Origin of the sequence: Pseudonocardia nematodicida, assembly GCF_040105385.1 — a bacterium.
Taxonomy (GTDB): Bacteria; Actinomycetota; Actinomycetes; order Mycobacteriales; family Pseudonocardiaceae; genus Pseudonocardia; species Pseudonocardia nematodicida.
The window spans coordinates 38,503-59,477 of record NZ_JBEDNQ010000007.1; the positions used below are offsets into that span (position 1 = coordinate 38,503).

14 protein-coding genes are annotated in these 20,975 nt (G+C 76.9%); all 14 read left to right on the forward strand.

Going from position 1 to position 20,975, the window contains the following annotated elements:
- Positions 1-190: 190 nt before the first annotated feature.
- The 14 genes from rsmH (at position 191) to WIS52_RS17485 (ending at position 20,893) form a co-directional block, all read left to right on the forward strand.
- Positions 191-1,225, forward strand: coding sequence for a 16S rRNA (cytosine(1402)-N(4))-methyltransferase RsmH (gene rsmH, locus WIS52_RS17420; protein WP_349299328.1), 1,035 nt, complete (start codon positions 191-193; stop codon positions 1,223-1,225).
- A complete protein-coding gene (locus tag WIS52_RS17425) occupies positions 1,222-1,926 on the forward strand; it encodes a hypothetical protein (RefSeq protein WP_349299329.1) in 705 nt (234 codons plus the stop codon). The genes rsmH and WIS52_RS17425 overlap by 4 nt, the downstream gene beginning before the upstream one ends.
- Positions 1,926-3,776, forward strand: coding sequence for a peptidoglycan D,D-transpeptidase FtsI family protein (locus WIS52_RS17430; protein WP_349299330.1), 1,851 nt, complete (start codon positions 1,926-1,928; stop codon positions 3,774-3,776). The genes WIS52_RS17425 and WIS52_RS17430 overlap by 1 nt, the downstream gene beginning before the upstream one ends.
- 414 nt (positions 3,777-4,190) lie before the next feature.
- On the forward strand, positions 4,191-5,801 hold the full coding sequence (locus tag WIS52_RS17435; RefSeq protein ID WP_349299331.1) for a UDP-N-acetylmuramoyl-L-alanyl-D-glutamate--2,6-diaminopimelate ligase: 1,611 nt from the start codon (positions 4,191-4,193) through the stop codon (positions 5,799-5,801).
- Positions 5,802-5,856: 55 nt separating this feature from the next.
- Positions 5,857-7,326: a UDP-N-acetylmuramoyl-tripeptide--D-alanyl-D-alanine ligase gene (locus tag WIS52_RS17440; protein ID WP_349299332.1), complete on the forward strand. Its 1,470-nt coding sequence runs from the start codon at positions 5,857-5,859 to the stop codon at positions 7,324-7,326.
- On the forward strand, positions 7,323-8,393 hold the full coding sequence (gene mraY, locus WIS52_RS17445; RefSeq protein ID WP_349299333.1) for a phospho-N-acetylmuramoyl-pentapeptide-transferase: 1,071 nt from the start codon (positions 7,323-7,325) through the stop codon (positions 8,391-8,393). Before WIS52_RS17440 ends, mraY begins: the two co-directional genes overlap by 4 nt.
- On the forward strand, positions 8,390-9,823 hold the full coding sequence (gene murD, locus WIS52_RS17450) for a UDP-N-acetylmuramoyl-L-alanine--D-glutamate ligase (RefSeq protein WP_349299630.1): 1,434 nt from the start codon (positions 8,390-8,392) through the stop codon (positions 9,821-9,823). The genes mraY and murD overlap by 4 nt, the downstream gene beginning before the upstream one ends.
- Positions 9,820-11,112, forward strand: coding sequence for a putative lipid II flippase FtsW (gene ftsW / locus WIS52_RS17455; RefSeq protein ID WP_349299334.1), 1,293 nt, complete (start codon positions 9,820-9,822; stop codon positions 11,110-11,112). The genes murD and ftsW overlap by 4 nt, the downstream gene beginning before the upstream one ends.
- 2,483 nt (positions 11,113-13,595) lie before the next feature.
- Positions 13,596-14,660 (forward strand): UDP-N-acetylglucosamine--N-acetylmuramyl-(pentapeptide) pyrophosphoryl-undecaprenol N-acetylglucosamine transferase, encoded by a 1,065-nt coding sequence (locus WIS52_RS17460; protein ID WP_349299631.1) that lies wholly within the window; start codon positions 13,596-13,598, stop codon positions 14,658-14,660.
- The gene (gene murC, locus WIS52_RS17465) at positions 14,657-16,111 is read left to right on the forward strand and encodes a UDP-N-acetylmuramate--L-alanine ligase (RefSeq protein WP_349299335.1); all 1,455 of its coding nucleotides are present in this window, start codon (positions 14,657-14,659) and stop codon (positions 16,109-16,111) included. The genes WIS52_RS17460 and murC overlap by 4 nt, the downstream gene beginning before the upstream one ends.
- Before the next feature lie 31 nt (positions 16,112-16,142).
- The gene (locus WIS52_RS17470) at positions 16,143-17,363 is read left to right on the forward strand and encodes an FtsQ-type POTRA domain-containing protein (protein WP_349299336.1); all 1,221 of its coding nucleotides are present in this window, start codon (positions 16,143-16,145) and stop codon (positions 17,361-17,363) included.
- 455 nt (positions 17,364-17,818) lie between these two features.
- The gene (gene ftsZ, locus WIS52_RS17475) at positions 17,819-19,213 is read left to right on the forward strand and encodes a cell division protein FtsZ (RefSeq protein WP_349299337.1); all 1,395 of its coding nucleotides are present in this window, start codon (positions 17,819-17,821) and stop codon (positions 19,211-19,213) included.
- Between the two features lie 113 nt (positions 19,214-19,326).
- On the forward strand, positions 19,327-20,097 hold the full coding sequence (pgeF, locus tag WIS52_RS17480) for a peptidoglycan editing factor PgeF (RefSeq protein WP_349299632.1): 771 nt from the start codon (positions 19,327-19,329) through the stop codon (positions 20,095-20,097).
- Positions 20,098-20,101: 4 nt separating this feature from the next.
- Positions 20,102-20,893, forward strand: coding sequence for a YggS family pyridoxal phosphate-dependent enzyme (locus WIS52_RS17485; RefSeq protein ID WP_379610380.1), 792 nt, complete (start codon positions 20,102-20,104; stop codon positions 20,891-20,893).
- Positions 20,894-20,975 lie beyond the last annotated feature (82 nt).

Below are 20,975 nucleotides of genomic sequence, written 5' to 3' on the forward strand. Positions count from 1 at the left end.
CCGGTTGTGGGAGCCGGACCGCGTCGCACTCCCACGGACGGATCCTTGCCGGTCCCGGCCCCACGGGGCCGGGACCGGGATCACGATCAGCACGACCGGGAACACGCCCACCACAGGTGGCGCCGAGCACGACCGAGCACGACCGCACGACACCGACCACGGGGACGGACGGCGCACCGGGGGGTGGAACGTGGAGACTTCTGGCGAGCGGCACGTCCCGGTCCTCCTCGACCGCACCCTCGAGCTGCTGGCACCCGCGCTGGACGGCGGCCCCGGTGGTCGCACGAAGGTCTACGTGGACGCCACCCTCGGCATGGGCGGCCACGCCGCGGCGCTGCTCGCCGCGCACCCGCGGCTGACCGTCGTCGGGCTGGACCGCGACCCGCAGGCCCTCGACCTCGCCGGGCGCCGGCTCACCGCCTACGCCGACCGCTTCCACCCGGTGCACACCGTCTACGACGGCATCGGCGAGGCCCTGGAACGGACCGGCGCCGGCCCGGCCGACGGCATCCTGTTCGACCTCGGGGTCTCCTCGCTGCAGCTCGACGAGACCGCCCGCGGCTTCTCCTACTCCCGCGACGCCGACCTCGACATGCGGATGGACCCGACGACCGGCCCGACCGCCGCCGACGTCCTCAACACCTACGAGGCGCCCGACCTGCGGCGGATCCTGCGCGAGTACGGCGAGGAACGGTTCGCCGGTCCCATCGCGAAGGCGATCGTCCGGACCCGGGAGAAGCAGCCCTTCACCCGCAGCGCCGAGCTGGTCGAGCTGCTCTACGGCGTGGTCCCGGCGGCGTCCCGGCGGACCGGCGGACACCCGGCGAAGCGCACCTTCCAGGCGCTGCGGATCGAGGTCAACGACGAGCTGGGCGCGCTGCGCCGCGCGCTGCCGGCGGCCCTGGACGCGCTCGCCCCGGGCGGCCGGATCGTCGTGCTGTCCTACCACTCGCTGGAGGACCGGATGGTCAAGCGCGAGCTCGCCGAGCGCACCCGGTCCCGCACCCCCGTCGACCTGCCGGTCGAGCTGCCCGGGCACGGGCCGGAGTTCCGGCTGCTCGTCCGGGGATCCGAGACCGCGTCCGACGACGAGATCGCCCGCAACCCGCGTGCCGCACCCGTCCGTCTGCGGGCGGCCGAGCGTGTCGCGGACGACGGTGACGAGCACGACGACAGCGCGGACGGCAGTACAGAACCACCGGCGGAGAGGCAGGAACGGCGATGAGCACACCGGTCATCGAGCGCCCGGGCGGCCGGAGCCGGACCGGGCGCGGCCCGCGGCCGGGCACCCAGCCGCGGATCCCGGCACAGCGTGGGTCCGGCGAGACCCGTCGCGCGCCGGACGCCCGGCGCGCCCGCACCGCCCGGGAGAACACCGGCCGCGCGAAGTTCGTGCTGGTCGTGATGGTGCTGCTGGCGGCCGGACTGATCGCGACGCTGTGGCTGTCCACCGCCGCGGCCGCCGACTCCTACATCCTGCAGGACGCCCGCCAGCGGACCGCCGCGCTCACCGAGCAGTCCGAGGCGCTGCGCAAGGACGTCTCGGCGCTCGAGGCGCCGGGCTCGCTGGCACAGCGCGCGACCGACCAGGGACTCGTCCCGGTCTCCGACCCGGCCCGGCTGGTGGTCGCACCGGACGGGCGGGTCGACGTCGTCGGCGATCCGCAGGCCGCCGTGCCGGCCGCACCCGCCGGGGACCCTGCCGGCCCGGCCGGGCCGGCCGGGCCGCCGGCCGTGGAGACCGGGGACCCGCTGGCCGAGGGCGGCGACCCCGCCGCGGCCGCGGCGGGCGAGTCCGCGGCCCCGCCGGAGACCGCCGGGCAGGCGGACGGCGAGCAGGCGCCCGAGGGGGCCGAGCAGGAGGTTCCGGCCGACACCCGCGCCGCGGGTGAGGACGGCGACGACTCCGCCGAGACCCAGGGCTGATGCCCCCCGCCGCCCCGCCCCGCGCGCGGCGGCCCGTGCACGGCGGCGGACCGCCGCGGAACGGGCCGCGCCGCCGGCGCCGTTCCCCGGCCGACGACCCGCGCTTCCGGCTGCGCCTGGCCTGGGTGATGCTCGCGGCCCTGCTGCTGGTGGCGGGCGCGAAACTGGTCGTCGTGCAGACCGTGCAGGCCGGCACGCTCACCGCCGACGCCGAGAAGCAGCGCGCCAGCCGGATCGTGATCCCCGCCGAGCGCGGTGCGATCACCGACCGGGACGGCAACGTCCTGGCGTTCAGCACCGAGTCCAAGGCGCTGGTCACCAACCCGCGGCTGATCGACCGGGACCGGGGCGCCGAGGCGCCCGCCTACAAGGACGCCATGGCCGAGGCCGTCGCCGGGGTGACCGGCGGGGACGTCGACGAGCTCAAGCGGGCCCTGGCCGCCGACCGCGGCTACGTCGTGCTCGCCACCGCCGTCGACCCGGCTCCGGCCCGCGACCTGCGCGAGCGCTTCCCCGAGATCGCCGAGGAGGGCCGCGAGGCCCGCCAGTACCCGGGCGGCACCCTGGCGTCGAACGTCGTCGGCGCGGCGACCTGGAGCGCGGACGCGCAGAAGCTGGTCGGCCGGATCGGCCTGGAGTCCGCCGACGACGACGTGCTCGCCGGGCAGGACGGGTTCCAGATCGCCGACACCGCCGAGGGGAGCCGGACGGTCATCCCGGGCAGCGTGCGCCAGGAGCAGGCCGCGGTGTCCGGGTCGGACGTCCAGCTGACCCTCGACTCCGACCTGCAGTTCCAGGTGCAGCGGATGCTGGCCGAGCACGCCGCCGCCTCCGGGGCGCGCAGCGGCTCGGCCGTCGTGCTGGACCGGGAGAGCGGCGAGGTGCTGGCGCTGGCCGACAACACCTCGTTCGACCCGGCGAACCTGCTCGAGGCCGACCCGGCGACGCTGGGGAACAAGGCCGTCACCACGCCGTTCGAACCCGGCTCGGTGAACAAGGTCGTGGCGATGGCCGCCGCGCTGGAGGCGGGCGTCGCGAAGCCGGACGACGTGCTGGAGGTGCCCGGCAGCATCGAGGTCGCCGACCGGACCATCCGGGACGCCTGGCAGCACGGGCTGGACCGCTACACCCTCACCGGGGTGCTGGCGAAGTCGTCCAACGTCGGCACCCTGATGACGGCGCAGAAGGTCGGCGAGGACGGCTTCTCCGACATGATGGACAAGCTGGGCGTCGGGCAGCGGACCGGCGTCGGCCTGCCGGGGGAGAGCGCCGGGACCGTGCCGTCCCGGGCGACCTGGTCCGGGTCGACGTTCGGCAACCTGCCGATCGGGCAGGGTCTGTCGATGACCGTGCTGCAGATGGCCGGCATGTACCAGGCGGTGGCCAACGACGGCCTCCGGATCCCGCCGCGGATCGTCGCCTCCACCACGGGTGCGGACGGCGTCCGCGTCCCGACCGAGGCGCCGGAGCCGGTGCGGGCGATGTCGCCGGAGACCGCGGCCGAGCTGCGCACGATGCTCACCGCGGTGACCCAGGACGAGCGCGGCCAGGCCGGCACCGGCCCGGCGGCGGCCGTCCCCGGCTACGAGGTCGCCGGCAAGACCGGCACCGCCCAGCAGGTCGACCCGGAGACCGGGGCGTACTCCCGGTCGCTGTACTGGATCACCTTCGCCGGCATGCTCCCGGCGCAGGACCCGCGGTTCGTGGTCGGGATCATGCTCGACGCCCCGCAGGGCGGCACCAGCGCGGCGCCGCTGTTCCACGACATCGCGTCCTACCTGGCCCAGCGCGACCGGATCCCGGTCCAGAACGAGCCCCCCCGGGTGCAGACGCTGCAGATCCTCCCGTAGCCCGGACGCAGCAGCCCGGCACGCGGCGACCGAGCCGTCACCGGGCGTGCGAGTTCGATCACTGTCCGCCCGCGACCGGGAGTCGTCTGGCTGCGTCGGGCGGTCGCCGGGGCCGTCCACCCGGACGGGCGACGCCGGTCGCGGTCCGGGCCGTGCCCCGTCGACCCGTTCACCGGTGGCGGGCCTGCGCCCGATGGCCGTATCCGTGCCGTCGTACGGCCCTGCGGTGACACCCGTCGGGCGACCCTGCGCCGGGCGGTGTTCACCCGGCCGCGGACCCGGTGCCGGGCCCGGGCCGCCCCCGGACGATCGGTAATCTCCCGCGCTGTGCCCGACGTCCACGCTGCGCCCGCTTCCCGCGCCGAGAGCGACGAGGGCCGTGCCGACGACACGCCTGGCTCCGAAGGTCCCGCGGTGACCGGCCCGCGTGGCGGTCTGCCGGACCGTCCGGAGACGGTCCGGCCGGTCGACGTCGCCCTGCTGGGCAGGCTCGCCGGGGCCGAGCTCAACCCGCGCACCGCCGGTGCCGGGCCCGGCCCGCTGCTCGACCCCGCACACGGCCCGCGCACCGTCACCGGGGCGACGCTCCGGGCGGGCGCGGTCCGCCCCGGGGACCTGTTCGCCGCCCTGCCGGGCGCCCGGGCGCACGGCGCGGACTTCGCCGCCCAGGCCATCGCGGCCGGGGCCGCCGCGATCCTCACCGACCCGGACGGCGCCGACCGCGCCGAGATCCGGCACTCCCGGCTCCCGGTACTGGTGCACCCCGCGCCCCGGGAGGTGCTCGGCCCGGTGTCGGCCGCGGTCTACGGCGAGCCGACCGCCCGGCTGCGGGTCATCGGCGTCACCGGGACCAGCGGGAAGACCACCGTCGGGCACCTGCTGGAGGCCGGGCTGACCGCCGCCGGGCGGGCATCCGGGCTGCTCGGGACCGTCCGGACCCGGGTGCAGGTCCCGGGGCACGAGTCCCGCGCGCTGGCCAGCGCCTTCACCACCCCCGAGGCGCCGGACCTGCAGGCCCTGTTCGCGGTGATGGTGGAGAACGGCGTCACCGACGTCGCGATGGAGGTCTCCAGCCACGCGCTGGCGATGGGACGGGTCGGCGGCGCACGGTTCGCCGTCGGCGCCTTCACCAACCTGTCGCAGGACCACCTGGACTTCCACCCGACGATGACCGACTACTTCGAGGCCAAGGCCCGCCTGTTCGGCGGCGGAGCGATGGGTGTGGAGCCCGCCCGGCACGGCGTCGTCTGCGTCGACGACGAGTGGGGACGCCAGCTGGCCGCCCGCCGCCCGGACGCGGTCACGGTCAGCGCCGCCGAGCACGGTCCCGAGGCGACCTGGACGGCGCGCGAGCTCACCGCCCACCCGGACGGCACCCAGACCTTCGTCGCGGTCGGCCCGGGTGGGCTCGCCCAGCCGGTCACCCTCGCGCTGCCGGGCCGCTACAACGTCGCCAACGCGCTGGTCGCGCTGGCCTGCCTGGACGCCGACGGGATCCCGCCGGAGATCGCGGCGCAGGGCTTCACGCAGGCGTCGGTCCCGGGCCGGATGCAGCGGGTCGACGCCGGGCAGCCCTGGCTGGGTGTCGTCGACTACGCGCACAAGCCCGCCGCCGTCGCCGCCCTGCTGGACGCGCTGCGCGCGCAGATCGAGCCGCACGCGCGGGTGATCACGGTGCTGGGCTGCGGCGGGGACCGGGACACCGGCAAGCGCCCGCTGATGGGTGCGGCCGCGGCGGTCCGCTCGGACGTCCTGGTGGTCACCGACGACAACCCGCGCAGCGAGGACCCGGCGACCATCCGGGCCGCGATGCTGGACGGCGCGCACCGCGAGCCGGCGGCCGGCGACGTCATCGAGATCGGTGACCGGCGCACCGCGATCGCCTACGCGGTGCGTTCCGCGCGGCCCGGGGACGCGGTCGTGGTCGCCGGCAAGGGGCACGAGACCGGGCAGGAGTCCCGCGGCGTCAAGCACCCGTTCGACGACGCGGACGAGCTGGTCGCCGCGATCCGTACGGTCTCGTGACAGGGGCACGGACGATGCGAGGAGGACCGGCGGAGCAGGTGGAGGCACGCGGGCGATGATCGAGATGACGCTGGCCGAGGTCGCGACGGTGACCGGCGGCCGACTGCACCGGGCCGACGGCGAGGCGGCCGGGGCCCCGGTGACGGCGGTCGAGTTCGACTCGCGCCGCGCCGGACCCGGCACGCTGTTCCTGGCCCTGCCCGGCGAGCGCGCCGACGGCCACGACTTCGCCGCCGGGGCCGTCGCGCGCGGCGCCGCCGGGGTGCTCGCCGGCCGCGAGGTCGACGCGCCCGCGGTGATCGCGCCGCCGGTCGAGGAGCGGGACGCCCGGTCCTACCTGGGCTCGGTCGACCCGGACGGGCACGGCGCCGCCGTCCTGGCCGCGCTGGGCCGGCTCGCCCGGCACGTGCTGGGCGCGCTGCCCGGTCTCGCCGTCGTCGGCGTCACCGGCAGCGCCGGGAAGACCTCGACCAAGGACCTGCTCGCCGCGGTGCTGACCCCGCTGGGCCGCACGGTGGCCCCGCCCGAGTCGTTCAACAACGAGCTCGGCACCCCGTGGACCGCGCTGCGCGCCGACGCCGCGACGAAGCACCTGGTGCTGGAGTTCTCCGCCCGCGGGCCGGGCCACATCGCCGCGCTCTGCGCGACGGCGCCGCCGCGGATCGGGGTGGTGCTCAACGTCGGCTCGGCGCACCTGGGCGAGTTCGGCTCGCGCGCCGGGATCGCCGCCGCCAAGGGCGAGCTGGTCGAGGCGCTGCCGCCGGGCGATCTCCCCGGCCACCGCGGCGGGGTCGCGGTGCTCAACGCCGACGACGACGCCGTCGCCGCGATGGCGTCGCGGACCCGGGCCCGGGTGGTCACCTTCGGCCGGTCCGAGACCGCCGACGTCCGCGCGGGCGACGTGACCCTCGACGCCGGACGCGCCTCGTTCCGCCTGGTCACTCCGGCCGGCGACGCCGACGTCACGCTGCGGCTGGTCGGGGAGCACCAGGTGTCGAACGCGCTGGCGGCCGCCGCGGTCGCCCTCGAGCTGGGCGCGACCCCGTCGCAGGTGGCGGACGCGCTGTCCGCCGCGACGCCGGCGTCGCGCTGGCGGATGGAGGTCACCGAGCGCGCCGACGGGGTGATCGTCGTGAACGACGCCTACAACGCCAACCCGGAGGCGATGGCGGCCGCGGTCTCCGCGCTGTCGTCGATCGCGGGCCCCGAGCGGCGGTCCTGGGCGGTGCTCGGGCCGATGGCCGAGATCGGCGACGGCGCCGCCGAGGCGCACGCCGCGACCACGGCCGCGGCGCGTGCGGCCGGGGTGGCCCGGGTCGTCGCGGTCGCGGCGCCGGACTACGGGCCGGACGCCGAGCACGTCGCCGACGTCGAGGCCGCCCTGGTCCTGCTGCGTGCGGAACTGGCGGCGGGCGACGTCGTCCTGGTGAAGGCCTCCCGCAGCGCCGGCCTGGAGCGGGTGGCGGCCGGGCTGCTCGGTGACCGGACCGACCGGACCGACTCCGAGGAGCTGGTCCGCCGGTGAGAGGCCTCTTCGTCGCCGCGGGCCTGGCGCTCGCGGTGTCCATCCTGCTGACCCCCTACCTGATCCGGTTCTTCGCGAAGCAGGGCTTCGGCCAGGAGATCCGTGAGGAGGGGCCGCAGAGCCACCAGTCCAAGCGCGGCACGCCGACGATGGGCGGCGTGGCGATCCTGCTCGCCATCTGGGTCGGTTACCTGGGCTCGCACGGCTTCACCCGGGAACCGATCACCGCCTCGGCTCTGCTGGTGCTGTTCCTGACCACCGCGCTGGGCCTGGTCGGGTTCATCGACGACTTCCTCAAGATCCGCCGGCAGCGCAACCTGGGGCTGAACAAGACGTCGAAGATCGTCGGCCAGGTGCTGACCGCGACGATCTTCGGGATCCTGGCCGTCCGGTTCGCCAACGAGCGGAACCTGACGCCGGCCTCGGACAGCCTGTCGTTCGTCCGGGACATCCCGGTGCTGACCTTCGGCGTGGTCGGGTTCGTGCTGCTGTGCAACCTGATCGTCGCCGCCTGGTCGAACGCGGTGAACCTCACCGACGGCCTGGACGGCCTGGCCGCGGGCACCGCGGCGATGGTGCTCGGCACCTACGTGATCATCGCGTTCTGGCAGTTCCGCAACGCCTGCGCCCTGGAGGCCACGGCCGGCTGCTACGAGGTGCGCGACCCGCTCGACGTCGGCGTGGTCGCCGCGGCGGCGATGGGCGGCTGCATCGGGTTCCTCTGGTGGAACGCCGCCCCTGCCCGGATCTTCATGGGCGACACCGGATCGCTGGCGCTGGGCGGCCTGCTGGCCGGCCTGTCGATGGTGACCAGCACCGAGCTGCTGCTCGTCGTGATCGGCGGCGTGTTCGTGGTCGAGGCGCTGTCGGTGTCGCTGCAGATCCTGGTGTTCCGCACCGCGCGGCGCCGGCTGTTCCGGATGGCGCCGTTCCACCACCACTTCGAGCTGGCGGGCTGGGCGGAGACGACGGTCATCATCCGGTTCTGGCTGCTCGCGGCGGTCTGCGCGGCGATGGGCCTGGGCATCTTCTACAGCGAGTGGCTCGCGGCGTCCGGGTCCGGATGATCGGCGTGAGCAGTGGTCCGGTGCTGGTCGCGGGGGCCGGGATCTCCGGCCTCGCGGCCGCCGTCGCGCTGCGCGACGCGGGGACGCCGGTGTTCGTCTCCGACGACCGCGCGGACGCCCTGGCCGCGTTGCCGGACGGGGTCCGGCCCTGGACGGGCGACGGGCTGCCCGACGGCGTCGCCACGATCGTCACCTCGCCGGGCCGGCGGCCGGACCACCCGCTGGTCGCCGAGGCGGCCGCGGCCGGGGCCGAGATCATCGGCGAGCCCGAGCTGGCCTGGCGGATCGGCGTGGCCCGGGCGGACGCCGGCGGCGCGCCTGCCCCGGCCTGGCTGGTCGTCACCGGCACCAACGGCAAGACGACGACGACCGAGATGCTCGCCGCGATCCTGCGCGGCGCCGGGCTGGACTCGGTGGCCTGCGGCAACATCGGCTACCCGGTGGTCAGCGCGGTCGCCGCGGGGCACCGGGTGCTGGCCGTGGAGCTGTCGAGCTTCCAGCTGCACTGGTCGCCGTCGGTCCGCCCGGCCGCGGGGGTCGTGCTCAACGTCGCCGAGGACCACCTCGACTGGCACGGCGGGATGTCCGGCTACGCGACGGCGAAGGCCGCCGCGCTGGTCGGGGACGTCGCCGTCGCCGGGGTGGACGACCCGGTCGCCGCCCGGCTGCTGGCCGGGTCATCCGCGCCCCGCCGGGTCGGGGTGACGCTGGGGGAGCCGGGACCGGACCAGCTCGGGGTCGCCGGTGGGATGCTCACCGACCGCGCGTTCGGTGGCGGCGAGCTGCTGCCCGCCGCGGGCGTCGTGCCGCCGGGCCCGCCCGGGATCGTCGACGCGCTGGCCGCGTCGGCGCTGGCCCGCGCGCACGGGGTGGCCGCGACCGACATCGGCGCCGCGCTGACGTCGTTCACGCCCGGCCCGCACCGCAGCGCCCCGGTCGGCGAGCACGCCGGGGTGGTCTACCTCGACGACTCCAAGGCCACCAACCCGCACGCCGCCGACGCCGCGCTGGCCGCGGTCGCCGCCCGCCGTCCGGGCGCGCGGGCCGTGTGGGTGGTCGGCGGGCTGCTCAAGGGCGTCGCCCCGGACGCGCTCGGCGCGCTGGCGGCCGTGCACCGCGAGCGGCTGGCGGGTGTGGTGGTCATCGGCACCGAGCGGACGCCGATCGTGGAGGCACTGGGGCGACACGCCCCCGGCCTCCCGGTGCGGGAGGTGCGCGAGGGTCACGATGGGTCGATGGTGCCCTCCCACCAGCCTTCTGATCAGCTCGGTCCGATGCCGGCCGCCGTCGGGGCGGCCGCGTCGATGGCCCGGCCCGGCGACGTCGTCCTGCTCGCCCCGGCTGCCGCGTCGATGGACCAGTTCCGCGACTACGCCCACCGCGGCGACGCCTTCGCCGCGGCCGTGGCGCGGCTCGGCGGCCGCGGATGAGCGCGCGTCCGGCGCGTGGGTTCGCCGCCGCCCTCGTCACCGGGACCGGCCGGACCGTGGGACGGGTGCGGCGCTGGCTGCGCCGCCCGCTCACGTCGCTGCACCTGGTCCTCGCCGTCTTCGGCCTGCTCACGCTGTTCGGGCTGGTCATGGTGCTGTCCGCGTCGTCGGCGGGCTCGCTGTCGGCCGGCGGGTCGTCCTACTCGGTGTTCACCCGGCAGCTGATGTTCTGCGCGGTCGGGCTGGTGCTGTTCTACGTCGGGGTGCGGGTGCCGCCGCGACGGCTGCGCGCGCTCTCGCCCGCCCTGCTGATTGTGGGCCTGGCCGCGCTCGTCGCGGTGCTGGTCCCCGGCATCGGTGAGATCCGTGGCGGCGCCCGGTCCTGGTTCGCGTTCGGCCCGGTGTCGCTGCAGCCGTCCGAGGCGGTGAAGGTCGCGCTGACCCTGTGGGGCGCGCACGTGCTGGTCGCGCGCCGTGCGGTGATGCACCGCTGGAAGCACGCGCTGAACCCGGTCGTCCCGGTCACGCTGGTCGTGTTCACGCTGCTGGTGCTGCAGCCCGACCTGGGCATGACGGTCTCGATCGGGATCGCGGTGCTGGCGCTGCTCTACTTCGGCGGGGCGCCGTTGAAGCTGCTCGCACTGATCGCCGGCGGCGGCCTGATCGGCGCGGTGGTGCTGGGCCTGACGGCCGGCTACCGGGCCAGCCGGATCACCGCGTTCCTGTCGCCGTCGACCGCGGACCCGCTGGGCCCGGCCTACCAGGCGACCCAGGCGCTGTACGGGCTGGCCGGCGGGGGACTGTTCGGTGTCGGCCTCGGCCAGGGCCGGGCGAAGTGGGACTACCTGCCGAACGCGCACAACGACTTCATCTTCGCGATCATCGGTGAGGAGCTCGGGCTGGTCGGTGCCTTCTCGGTGCTGGCGCTGTTCGGGACGCTGGCCTACACCGGGATGCGGATCGCGGCCCGCAACACCGACCCGTGGCTGCGGATCGTGGTCGCCACCTCGACCGCCGGGCTCGTGGTCCAGGCCGCGATCAACATCGGGTACGTGGTGGGCCTGCTGCCGGTGACCGGCCTGCAGCTCCCGCTGATCTCCTCCGGCGGGACGTCGCTGGTGGTGACGATGTTCCTGTTCGGGGTGCTGACGAACGCGGCCCGGCACGAGCCGGAGGCCGTGGCGGCCCTGCGCAAGGACGGTCAGGGCCGGCTGGCGAGGATGCTGGGGCTGCCGTTGCCGCAGCCGTACCGGGCGTCGGAGCCGGCGCCGCGGTGGACGGCCCGCTAGGCCGTGCGGGACGCGAGGAACGATCAGATGTCGGACGACCTGAGGGGCACGAGAGCGTGACGGGCACGGAGCAGACCGGCGGCGCCGACCGCGACGGCCGGGGCGCCGGCAGGCCGGGCGGCTCGCCGTCCGGGAGGCCGACGATGGGACGGCCGCTGCCGGGCCGGTCCGGTGTCGAGCCGGACGGCGTGGTCTTCGGCGGTCCGCCGGCGGACGGGGCGACCGCCCCGGACGAGCCCCGGGCCTCCTGGCCCGCGCCCGACGAGCGGCGGACGGTGCGGCTGGACGCCGGCGACGCCGCGCGGCCGGACGAGCCCGCCGAGGCGTCCGACGCGCTGCACACGACCGACCCCGGGACCGGGACGGCCACGAACCCGGGCGGGATCACACCGCCCCGCCGCCTTCCGGGGACCGGCTGGAACCCACACACCCACGGCAACCCGTCGCTCTTCCGGCCGGCCACGCCGGTGAACGGTGCCGGAACGAACGGTTCCGGGGTGAACCCCGCGGGCCCGCACGGCAGCACCGGTGCGCCCGGGGACGGTGGGCCGGACCGCGTTCCGCGGAACGGCGCCGTGCCGGACGGCGGGTCCGACGGCGTTCCGCGGAACGCGGACCGCGGCACCGCGGCGGGGGAGACGAACGGCGTCCCGCGCAGCGGTGCGACCCCGAACGGCGTTCCGCGGAACGGCGGGACCCCGGCCGGCGGGACCTCCGACACCGGGCCGCACGGCGTTCCGCGGAACGGTGTCCCGCGGAACGGGGTCTCGCGGAGCGGCGAGGCCGGACCGCCCGCAGGTGACGCCGCCGGGGGCCCGGGACCGCGCCCCGGCTCGGTGTCGGGCGGCCCGGGTGGAGCGTCCCGGGGCGCGTCCGGCGGGCAGCCGTCGCGCGCCGTCCCGCCCGGAGCGATGCCGCCGGGGGGCCTGTTCACGCCGTCGTCCGGATCGAACGGTGCCGCCCGCGGCACCACCGGCCCGGCGACCGGCTCGAACGGCGTGCCGACCGGTCCGGCCGGGATCGGGACGCCGGAGCACGGGGTGCCGGCGCAGGACCCCGCGACCGGTCCGAACGTCGCGCTGCCCGGGGCCCGGCCGGGTCCGTCCGCGCCGGACACGACCTCGACACCCGCCGGCGGGATCGGAGCGGGGTCGCGGCCGGGGACCGCCCGGCCCGGCTCCGGTGACCCCGCCGCACCGGCCACCCCCGTCGACCCCGCCGCACCGGCCACCGCCGCCGACACCGCCGGCCCGGCCGCGCCCGACGAGACCGCCGCAGCCGCCGACGCCGCCGGGCCGGGCTCGGCCCGTGAGGCGGGGACCGCCGCGGACGAGCCGGCTGCGGACGCCGGGCCGTCGGCGGCCGCACCCGGACCGGAGGCAGCCGCCCCGGCCCCGGCGCCATCGGCCGGTGCCGACCACCCGGCGACCGACCCCGGCGGGCAGCCGGCCGTCTCCGGCACGCCGGCCACCGGCACACCGGCCACCGGGACAACCCCGGAGCACGCGCCGGCCGCCGCACCCGCTCCGAGCACGGGACAGGCCTCGTCCGCCGAGCAGGCGGCGGGCGCCGCCCCCGGGGGCGAGACCGCGAGCCCCGCGGGCGCGCCGATCCACCGGTCGCAGCCGTCCCCGCTGCAGGCCCCGGCGGGCCGGCCCGTGTCCGCCCCGACGCAGGCTCCGGCGGGGCAGGGCCCGGCCGGCCCGATCGCGGGCACCCGGCCCGGGATGGCCCCGGTCCACCCGCAGCAGCCCGGCCGGGCCCCGTACGCGGGACCGCAGGGACGTCCGGCGGGCCCGTACGCCCCGCCCGCGGGACAGCCGCACCCCGGCGGGCAGACGCGGCCGGGCATGCCCGGCCCGTTCGGCCACCCCGGACCGCAGGGCCACCCCGGACCGCAGGGCCACCCCGGACCGCAGGGCCACCCCGGACCGCAGGGCCACCCCGGGCCGCAGGGTTACTCCGGGCCACAGGGCTACCCCGGACCGCAGGGCCACCTCGAATCGCAGGGCCACCCCGGATCGCAGGGGTACCCCGGGCCGCAGGGTCACCCCGGACCGCAGGGGTACCCCGGGCCGCAGGGCCGTCCCGGATCGCAGGGCCGTCCGGGATCGCAGGGGCAGCCCGGTGGCCGGCCGGGGCAGCCGGGATTCCCCGGCCCGCAGCAGTCCGGCGGCTGGACGTCCCCCGACACCCCGCCCTACGGCGGCGGCCCGGCACCGATGAACCCGGCGAACCTGACCGGTCCCGGCCGGCCGACGCACGGCCCCGGCCCGTCCGGTCCCCAGGGACCCGGAATGCCGCAGGGCCCCGGCGCACCGCAGGGCCCGGGCGCGCCGGCACCCGGTCACCCGGCCGGCGCCGGCCCGGGTGAGCCGGGTCAGCCCGGACACCCGGCGCAGCCCGGTCAGCGCCCCGGCGCGGCCCCGCCAGCGACCACCCGGCCCGCGGGTGAGCAGCAGCCGGCCCCGCAGCCCGGCGCGCTGTCGGTCGTCGTCGCGGGTGGCGGGTCGGCCGGGCACATCGAGCCCGCGCTGGCGCTCGCCGACGCGATCCGCCGGCTCGTCCCCGGCGCCCGGGTCACCGCGCTCGGCACCGAGAAGGGCCTCGACACCCAGCTCATCCCGGCCCGGGGCTACCCGCTCGAGCTGATCCCGCCGGTCCCGTTGCCCCGCAAGCCCACCGCCGACCTGCTCAAGCTGCCCGGGAACGTCCGCGGTGCCGTCAAGCGGGTCCGCGAGGTGCTGGAGTCGGTGGAGGCCGACGTCGTCGTCGGGTTCGGCGGCTTCGTCTCGCTGCCGGCCTACCTCGGCGCGCGCGGCCGGGTGCCGATCGTCGTGCACGAGGCGAACGCCCGCGCCGGGCTGGCGAACAAGGTCGGTGCACGGTTCGCCGCGGCCGTCGCCACCGCCGTCCCGGGCACCGGCCTCGCGCACGAGGAGGTCGTCGGGATGCCGCTGCGCCGGTCGATCACCTCGCTGGACCGGGCCGCGCTGCGCCCGGAGGCCCGGACCCACTTCGGGCTGCCGTCGCACGGGCCGGTACTGCTCGTGTTCGGCGGGTCGCAGGGAGCGCGGACGCTGAACGAGGCGATCGCCGAGGCGCTGCCGGCCTTCACCGAGCGCGGCGTCTCGGTGCTGCACGCGCACGGCCGGAACGGCACCCCGGCCGAGCCGCGGCCCGGCTACTTCCCGATGCCCTACATCGAGCGGATGGACCTGGCCTACGCGGCGGCGGACGTCGTCCTCGGCCGGTCCGGGATGACCACCGTCGCCGAGCTGACCGCGGTCGGGCTGCCCGCCGTCTACGTGCCGCTGCCGCACGGCAACGGCGAGCAGGCGCTCAACGCCCGTCCGGTCGTGCAGGCCGGCGGCGGGAAGCTGGTGCCGGACGAGGACATGAACGGCGAGCGCGCGATCGACGAGCTGATGCCGATCCTCACCGACCCGGACCTGGCGCTGGCGATGGGCCGTCGCGCCCGGGCGGCCGGGCACGGCGAGGCCGACGAGAAGCTGGCGCGCATCGTGATGGAGGTGGCCGGGCGGTGAGCGACGCCCCGCAGAACGACACCGGGGGTGTGCCCGGCCTCGGCCGGCACGTGCACCTGATCGGGATCGGCGGCGCCGGGATGAGCGGGATCGCCCGCATCCTGCTGGCCCGCGGCATCACCGTCTCCGGCTCGGACGCCCGCGACTCCCGCACGGTGACGGCGCTGCGGGCACTCGGCGCCCGCGTCGAGATCGGGCACGACGCCGCCCACCTCGCGGCGGCGGGGGAGGACCCGCCGACCGTCGTCGTCTCCACTGCGATCCGGGAGACCAACCCCGAGCTGGCCGCCGCCCGCGAGCGGGACCTGACCGTCGTGCACCGGGCCGCCGCGCTCGCCGCGCTGACCGGGGGACGCCGGCTGGTCGCCGTCGCCGGGACGCACGGCAAGACCTCGACGACGTCGATGGTCACCGTCGCGCTCCAGCACGCCGGTGCCGACCCGTCGTTCGCGATCGGCGGGGACCTGACCGCCTCGGGCAGCGGGGCGCACCACGGCACCGGGGACGTGTTCGTCGTCGAGGCCGACGAGAGCGACGGGTCCTTCACCGCGTTCGCGCCGTCGGTCGCCGTCGTCACCAACGTCGAGCCCGACCACCTCGACCACCACGGCGACGCCGAGGCCTACCACGCGGTGTTCGAGCGGTTCCTGGACCGGCTCGTGCCCGGCGCGACGCTGATCACCTGCGCCGACGACCCCGGCGCCGAGGACGTCGCGGCCCGCGCCGCGGCGGCCGGGATCACCGTGCGGCGCTACGGGCGCACCGCCGCCGGGCCGCAGGACGCCCGGATGGTCGACTTCGTGCCGGACGGCTCCGGGTCGCGCTCACGGCTCCGGCACGACGGGACCGAGCACGAGCTGGTGCTCGACGTCCCCGGCGAGCACATGGCGCTCAACGCGCTCGGTGCGTTCCTCGCCGGTGTCGCGGTCGGGCAGGAACCGGGGACGCTGCTCGAGGGACTCGCCGGGTTCGGCGGGGTGCAGCGCCGGTTCGAGTTCAAGGGCCGGGTGCGCGGCGTCTCCGTCTACGACGACTACGCCCACCACCCGACCGAGGTCGCCGCGACCCTGCGCGCGGCCCGGGAGGCCTCGGCGTCCGGCCACGGCCGCCGCGGACGCGTGCTGGTCGCCTTCCAGCCACACCTCTACTCGCGTACCCGGCTGTTCGCGCACGGCTTCGCCGACGCGCTGTCGCTGGCCGACGAGGTGATGGTGCTCGACGTCTACGGGGCCCGTGAGGACCCGGAGCCCGGCGTCGGCCCCGCGCTGATCACCGAGCGGGTCGCGCTGCCCGCCGGGCGGGTGCACCGCGCCCCGTCCTGGGAGCGGGTGCCCGCCGCGATGGCGGCACTCGCGGCCGACGGCGACACGGTGATCACGATGGGCGCCGGGGACGTCACCGCGCTCGGCCCCGAGATCCTGCGTGAACTCGAGGGCGGCGACGAGGTGTGACCGGACGGGTGCGCGCGGGGAGGGTCCGGCGATGAGCGGCGACGACGACCAGGCCGGTCCGGCCGCGCGGCGCACCCCCGAACAGGAGCGGACGGCGTCGGAGCGGGCCCGGCGGATCCGCGAGCGGCGCGCCGCCGAGCGCGCGGGCCCGGCGGCTTCGACGGGCAGCGGTCCCCCCGGCCGCGGACGGCGCCGCGGTACCCGCAGCGGGTCCGCCGATGCGTCCGCCGGCGCCCGGACGCCGCGTTCCGGGCGCACCGGCGACACCTCCGACCCGGCCGACGACGGCATCGACGACGGCGGGTACGACGACGGCGGGTACGACGACGGCGCGTACGACGACCGGTCCTCGGGGGACGAGTCGGCCGCCGACCGAGAGGGCGCCGCGGAGCGCACCCGCACCGGCGGGCGCCGCGGAGCCCGAGCGCAGGACGGAGCCCGAGCGCAGGACGGAGCCCGATCCCGGAACGGACGCGACCGGGACGGCCGTGACCGCGACCGCCGCCACGGGACCGGCGCCGTCCGGGACCGCGACGCCGGGCGCCCCGCCCGGGACCCCCGCTACCGCCGCCGGCGGGCCCTCGCCGTCGTGGCCACCCTGCTCGTCGTCCTGATCGGGGTGTCGGCGGCCGGCTGGTGGGCGCTCGGGCAGTTCGGTCCCGCCGTCGACCACGTCGAGGTGTCGGGCACCAGCCAGATCCCCGCCCCGGACGTGAGCGCCGCCGCCGACGTCCCCGACGGCACCCCGCTCGCCGCCGTCGACACCGCCGCGGTCGCCGCGCGGGTCGGGGCGATCCCCGGGGTCGCCGACGTCGCCGTCGGACGGTCCTGGCCGTCCACCCTCACGGTGACCGTGACCGAACGGAGCCCGGCCGCGGTCGTCGAGACCCCGGACGGTCCCGAGCTGGTCGACGTCACCGGCGTCGCCTACCGGGACGCGCCCCCCGGGGTGGAGCTGCCCCGGCTCGAGCTGCCCCGGGTGGCGCCGGACGACCCGGCCACGCTCGCCGCCGTCACCGTCCTCGCGAGCCTGCCCGACCCGGTCCGCGACCAGGTCGAGACCCTGGCCCTCGGCCCCGGCGGGACCACCTTCGAGCTGGGCCTCACCGAGGGCCGCCGGGTCCTGTGGGGGCCGTGGTCGGACGCCACCGCGAACCCGCGGCGTGCCGAGGTGCTCGGCCCGTTGCTGAGCCGCGAGGGCACCGTCTACGACGTCTCCAGCCCCGACCTCGTGACCGTCCGCAACGGCTGATCCGCGCCGCCGCGCCGCCGTGTTCCGGGCCTGCTGCGCACCCCGGCGCCGTCCGCGCACGGTGCGGCTGCCGCCCGCGTGGGGCGGGGCGTCGGTGATCGGATGCGGATCGGCCTGGCGGCGGAGTCACCCGTACGGCCGTCGCGGTGTCGATGATCGGGATGAGCGCGGTCCGGGATCCGGAAGCGCGTCGGCCGGGCGATCTCCCTGCACGACACCCCGTGCCTGGGCGTACACCCGGCGCGCACCCTGCCCGACGGCACAGCGTGATCGGTACGCGACGGTCCGCGTTTCACATGTCCGGGAGGTACGAACCACCCGAGCGGGGTGTTGTCGACGCGCGGCGCGCCTGCTGGACCCGGGCAGGGGAGGCCACTTAGCGTTCTGCGTCGAAGGCCCGGGGCACCCGGAGCTGGACCCGGACCCGGACCCCGAGCAACTGGAAGGTGCCGCGCATGACGCCCCCGCACAACTACCTGGCCGTGATCAAGGTCGTCGGCATCGGTGGCGGCGGCGTGAACGCCGTCAACCGCATGATCGAGGTCGGGCTGAAGGGCGTGGAGTTCATCGCGGTGAACACCGACGCCCAGGCCCTGCTGATGTCGGACGCCGACGTGAAGCTCGACATCGGCCGCGAGCTGACCCGCGGACTCGGTGCCGGGGCGAACCCCGAGGTCGGTGGCAAGGCCGCCGAGGACCACGCCGAGGAGATCGAGGAGGTCCTCAAGGGGGCCGACATGGTCTTCGTCACCGCCGGCGAGGGCGGCGGCACCGGGACCGGCGGTGCACCCGTCGTCGCCTCGATCGCCCGCAAGCTCGGCGCGCTGACCATCGGCGTCGTGACCCGGCCCTTCACCTTCGAGGGCCGCCGCCGCGCCGGCCAGGCGGAGGAGGGCATCCAGCAGCTCCGCAACGAGTGCGACACCCTCATCGTCATCCCGAACGACCGGCTGCTGCAGCTCGGCGACGTCGGCGTCTCGCTGATGGACGCCTTCCGCTCGGCCGACGAGGTGCTGCTCTCCGGTGTCCAGGGCATCACCAACCTGATCACCACCCCGGGTCTGATCAACCTCGACTTCGCCGACGTCAAGTCGGTCATGTCGGGTGCGGGCTCCGCGCTGATGGGCATCGGGTCCGCCCGCGGCGAGGGCCGTGCGGTGCAGGCCGCGGAGAAGGCGATCAACTCGCCGCTGCTCGAGGCGTCGATGGACGGCGCCCAGGGGGTGCTGCTGTCCATCGCGGGCGGCTCCGACCTGGGCCTGTTCGAGATCCACGAGTCCGCGTCGCTGGTCCAGGAGGCGGCGCACCCCGAGGCGAACATCATCTTCGGCACGGTGATCGACGACTCGCTCGGCGACGAGGTCCGGATCACCGTGATAGCGGCCGGCTTCGAGGGCGGTACGCCGACCCACAAGAAGATCGAGCCCGCCGTCTTCCGGCAGGGCGCCCAGCGCTCGGCCACCGCGACCGGCCCGGCCGGTGCGGCCGAGGCCGCGCCGCCGGCCCAGCAGGCCGCGACACCGGAGAAGGCGCCGGGCAGCCCCACGGCGCGGTACGCCGCGACCACGCCGGACCCGGCGCCGAGCCTGCCGGCGTCGGTGCCCGCGACCGACCCGTCGCACCGGACGGGCGTGCTGCCCCCGGCGCAGCCGACGGCCCCGGCGCCGCGCAACCCGGACATCCGCTCCGAGCACGGGATTCCGGCCGGCACCTCGCCGGCCGCCACCGCCCCGGTGACGGCCGTCAACCCGGCCTCGACCCCGGCCGTGAGCAGCACGCCGGCCCCGGCGCGCCCGGCCCCGGAGCCGGTCGAGGACGAGGTCGACGTGCCGCCGTTCATGCGGCGCTGACGGCGGTGCCGTCCGAGACGGAGCTGACGGCGGTGCCGTCCGAGACGGGGCTGACGGCGGTGCCGTCCGAGACGGGGCGGCCGGCGGGGCCGTCCGACGGGGGAGGGGCGCCGTTGCGGATCCGGCGGGTCACGACGACCCGGGCCGGCGGCCGGTCCGCCGGCCCGTTCGCGCGCTTCAACCTCTCGCTGGGCGTCGGCGACGACCCCGCGGCGGTCACCGCCAACCGCGCCCGGATCGTCCGCGAGATCGGCCTGTCCGGTCTGGTGTTCCTGAAGCAGGTCCACGGTCGTGACGTCGCGGTGCTCCGCGAGGCGCCCCGGGCCCGGTCGGGCACCGGCGGGGTGGCCCCGGACGTCCCGGACGTCGACGCCGTGGTCACCGACGTGCCGCTGCTCGGTATCGCGGTGCTGGCCGCCGACTGCGTCCCGGTCCTGCTCGGCGACCCGCGGGCCGGCGTCGTCGGGGCGGCACACGCCGGCCGGGTCGGCGCCGCGGAGGGCGTCCTGGACGCGGTGATCGGCGAGATGACCGCGCTCGGCGCCGCGGTCGAGCGGCTCGAGGTGCTCCTCGGGCCGGCCGTGTGCGGCCGCTGCTACGAGGTCCCCGCCGCGATGCGCGACGAGGTCGAGGCCGCCCTGCCGGGCAGCGCCTCGGTCACCCGTACCGGCACCGCCGGGCTCGACCTGCGGGCCGGGCTCGCCCGCCGGCTCGCCGGCCTCGGCGTGACGAAGGTCGGTACCGACCCGCGCTGCACCATCGAGGACCCCGACCTGTTCAGCCACCGCCGGGAGGGCCGCTGCGGCCGCCAGGCGGCGATCACCTGGCTCGACCCCCGTGCCGCGGGTGACCCTCGCGGGGCCCCCGCCCGCGCGGCACGATGACGCCGTGGCCGAGCACGACACGACGAACGACACGACGAGCGACACGACGAGCGGCGGCACGACGCACGGGACCGCACGCGGCGCGGAGCTGAAGGAACGCCTCGGCACCGTCCGGGACCGGCTGGACGCGGCCTGTCGCGCGGCCGGCCGCGACCCGTCCGAGGTGGCGCTGCTCGCCGTGACGAAGACCGTCCCGGCCGGTGACGTGGCCGAGCTGCTCGACCTCGGGCTGACCGCGTTCGCGGAGAACCGGGCCCAGGAGGCGTCGTCGAAGGTCACCGAGGTCGCCGCGCTCCGCCCGGCTGCGGCGCCGCGCTGGCACTTCGTCGGGGGGCTGCAGCGGAACAAGGTCCGGCTGGTGCTCCCGTGGGTGACGCGTATCGAGTCGGTCGACTCGCCCCGGCTGGCCCGCACGATCGACTCCGAGGTCGGGAAGGCCCGCGACCGCGGCGAGCGGGACGCCCCGCTGCCCGTCCTCGTCCAGTACAGCGTGGACGGTGACCCGGACCGCGGCGGTGTCCCGGACGACGGCCTGGACTCCCTCGTCGACCTGGTGGCGGAGCTGCCGGGGACCGAACCCGCCGGCCTGATGGCCGTCGCGCCGCTCGGCTGGGAGCCGGAGCGGGCGTTCGAGCGGATCTCCGAGGTGTTCCGGCGCACTCGCGAGCGGCATCCCGGAGCCCGCGAGCTCTCCGCCGGCATGAGCGCTGACCTGGAGATCGCCGTCCATCACGGTTCGACAGTGGTGCGTGTCGGTACGGCCCTTGTGGGGGAACGGCGGCTAACCTCCGAGTAATCGCTGGTCGATGTGGGTATAGATCCATCGGCGAGACCATCGCCAGAACGCGGCGTGCTCGCCGGTCCTCTCCGGACACCGG

Bases quoted from the DNA above. Each gene is read 5' to 3' on its own strand.
- WIS52_RS17425 (WP_349299329.1), top strand. From the start codon at position 1,222: ATGAGCACACCGGTCATCGAGCGCCCGGGCGGCCGGAGCCGGACCGGG.
- WIS52_RS17430 (WP_349299330.1), top strand. From the start codon at position 1,926: ATGCCCCCCGCCGCCCCGCCCCGCGCGCGGCGGCCCGTGCACGGCGGC.
- WIS52_RS17440 (WP_349299332.1), top strand. From the start codon at position 5,857: ATGATCGAGATGACGCTGGCCGAGGTCGCGACGGTGACCGGCGGCCGA.
- murD (WP_349299630.1), top strand. From the start codon at position 8,390: ATGATCGGCGTGAGCAGTGGTCCGGTGCTGGTCGCGGGGGCCGGGATC.
- ftsW (WP_349299334.1), top strand. From the start codon at position 9,820: ATGAGCGCGCGTCCGGCGCGTGGGTTCGCCGCCGCCCTCGTCACCGGG.
- WIS52_RS17470 (WP_349299336.1), top strand. From the start codon at position 16,143: ATGAGCGGCGACGACGACCAGGCCGGTCCGGCCGCGCGGCGCACCCCC.
- ftsZ (WP_349299337.1), top strand. From the start codon at position 17,819: ATGACGCCCCCGCACAACTACCTGGCCGTGATCAAGGTCGTCGGCATC.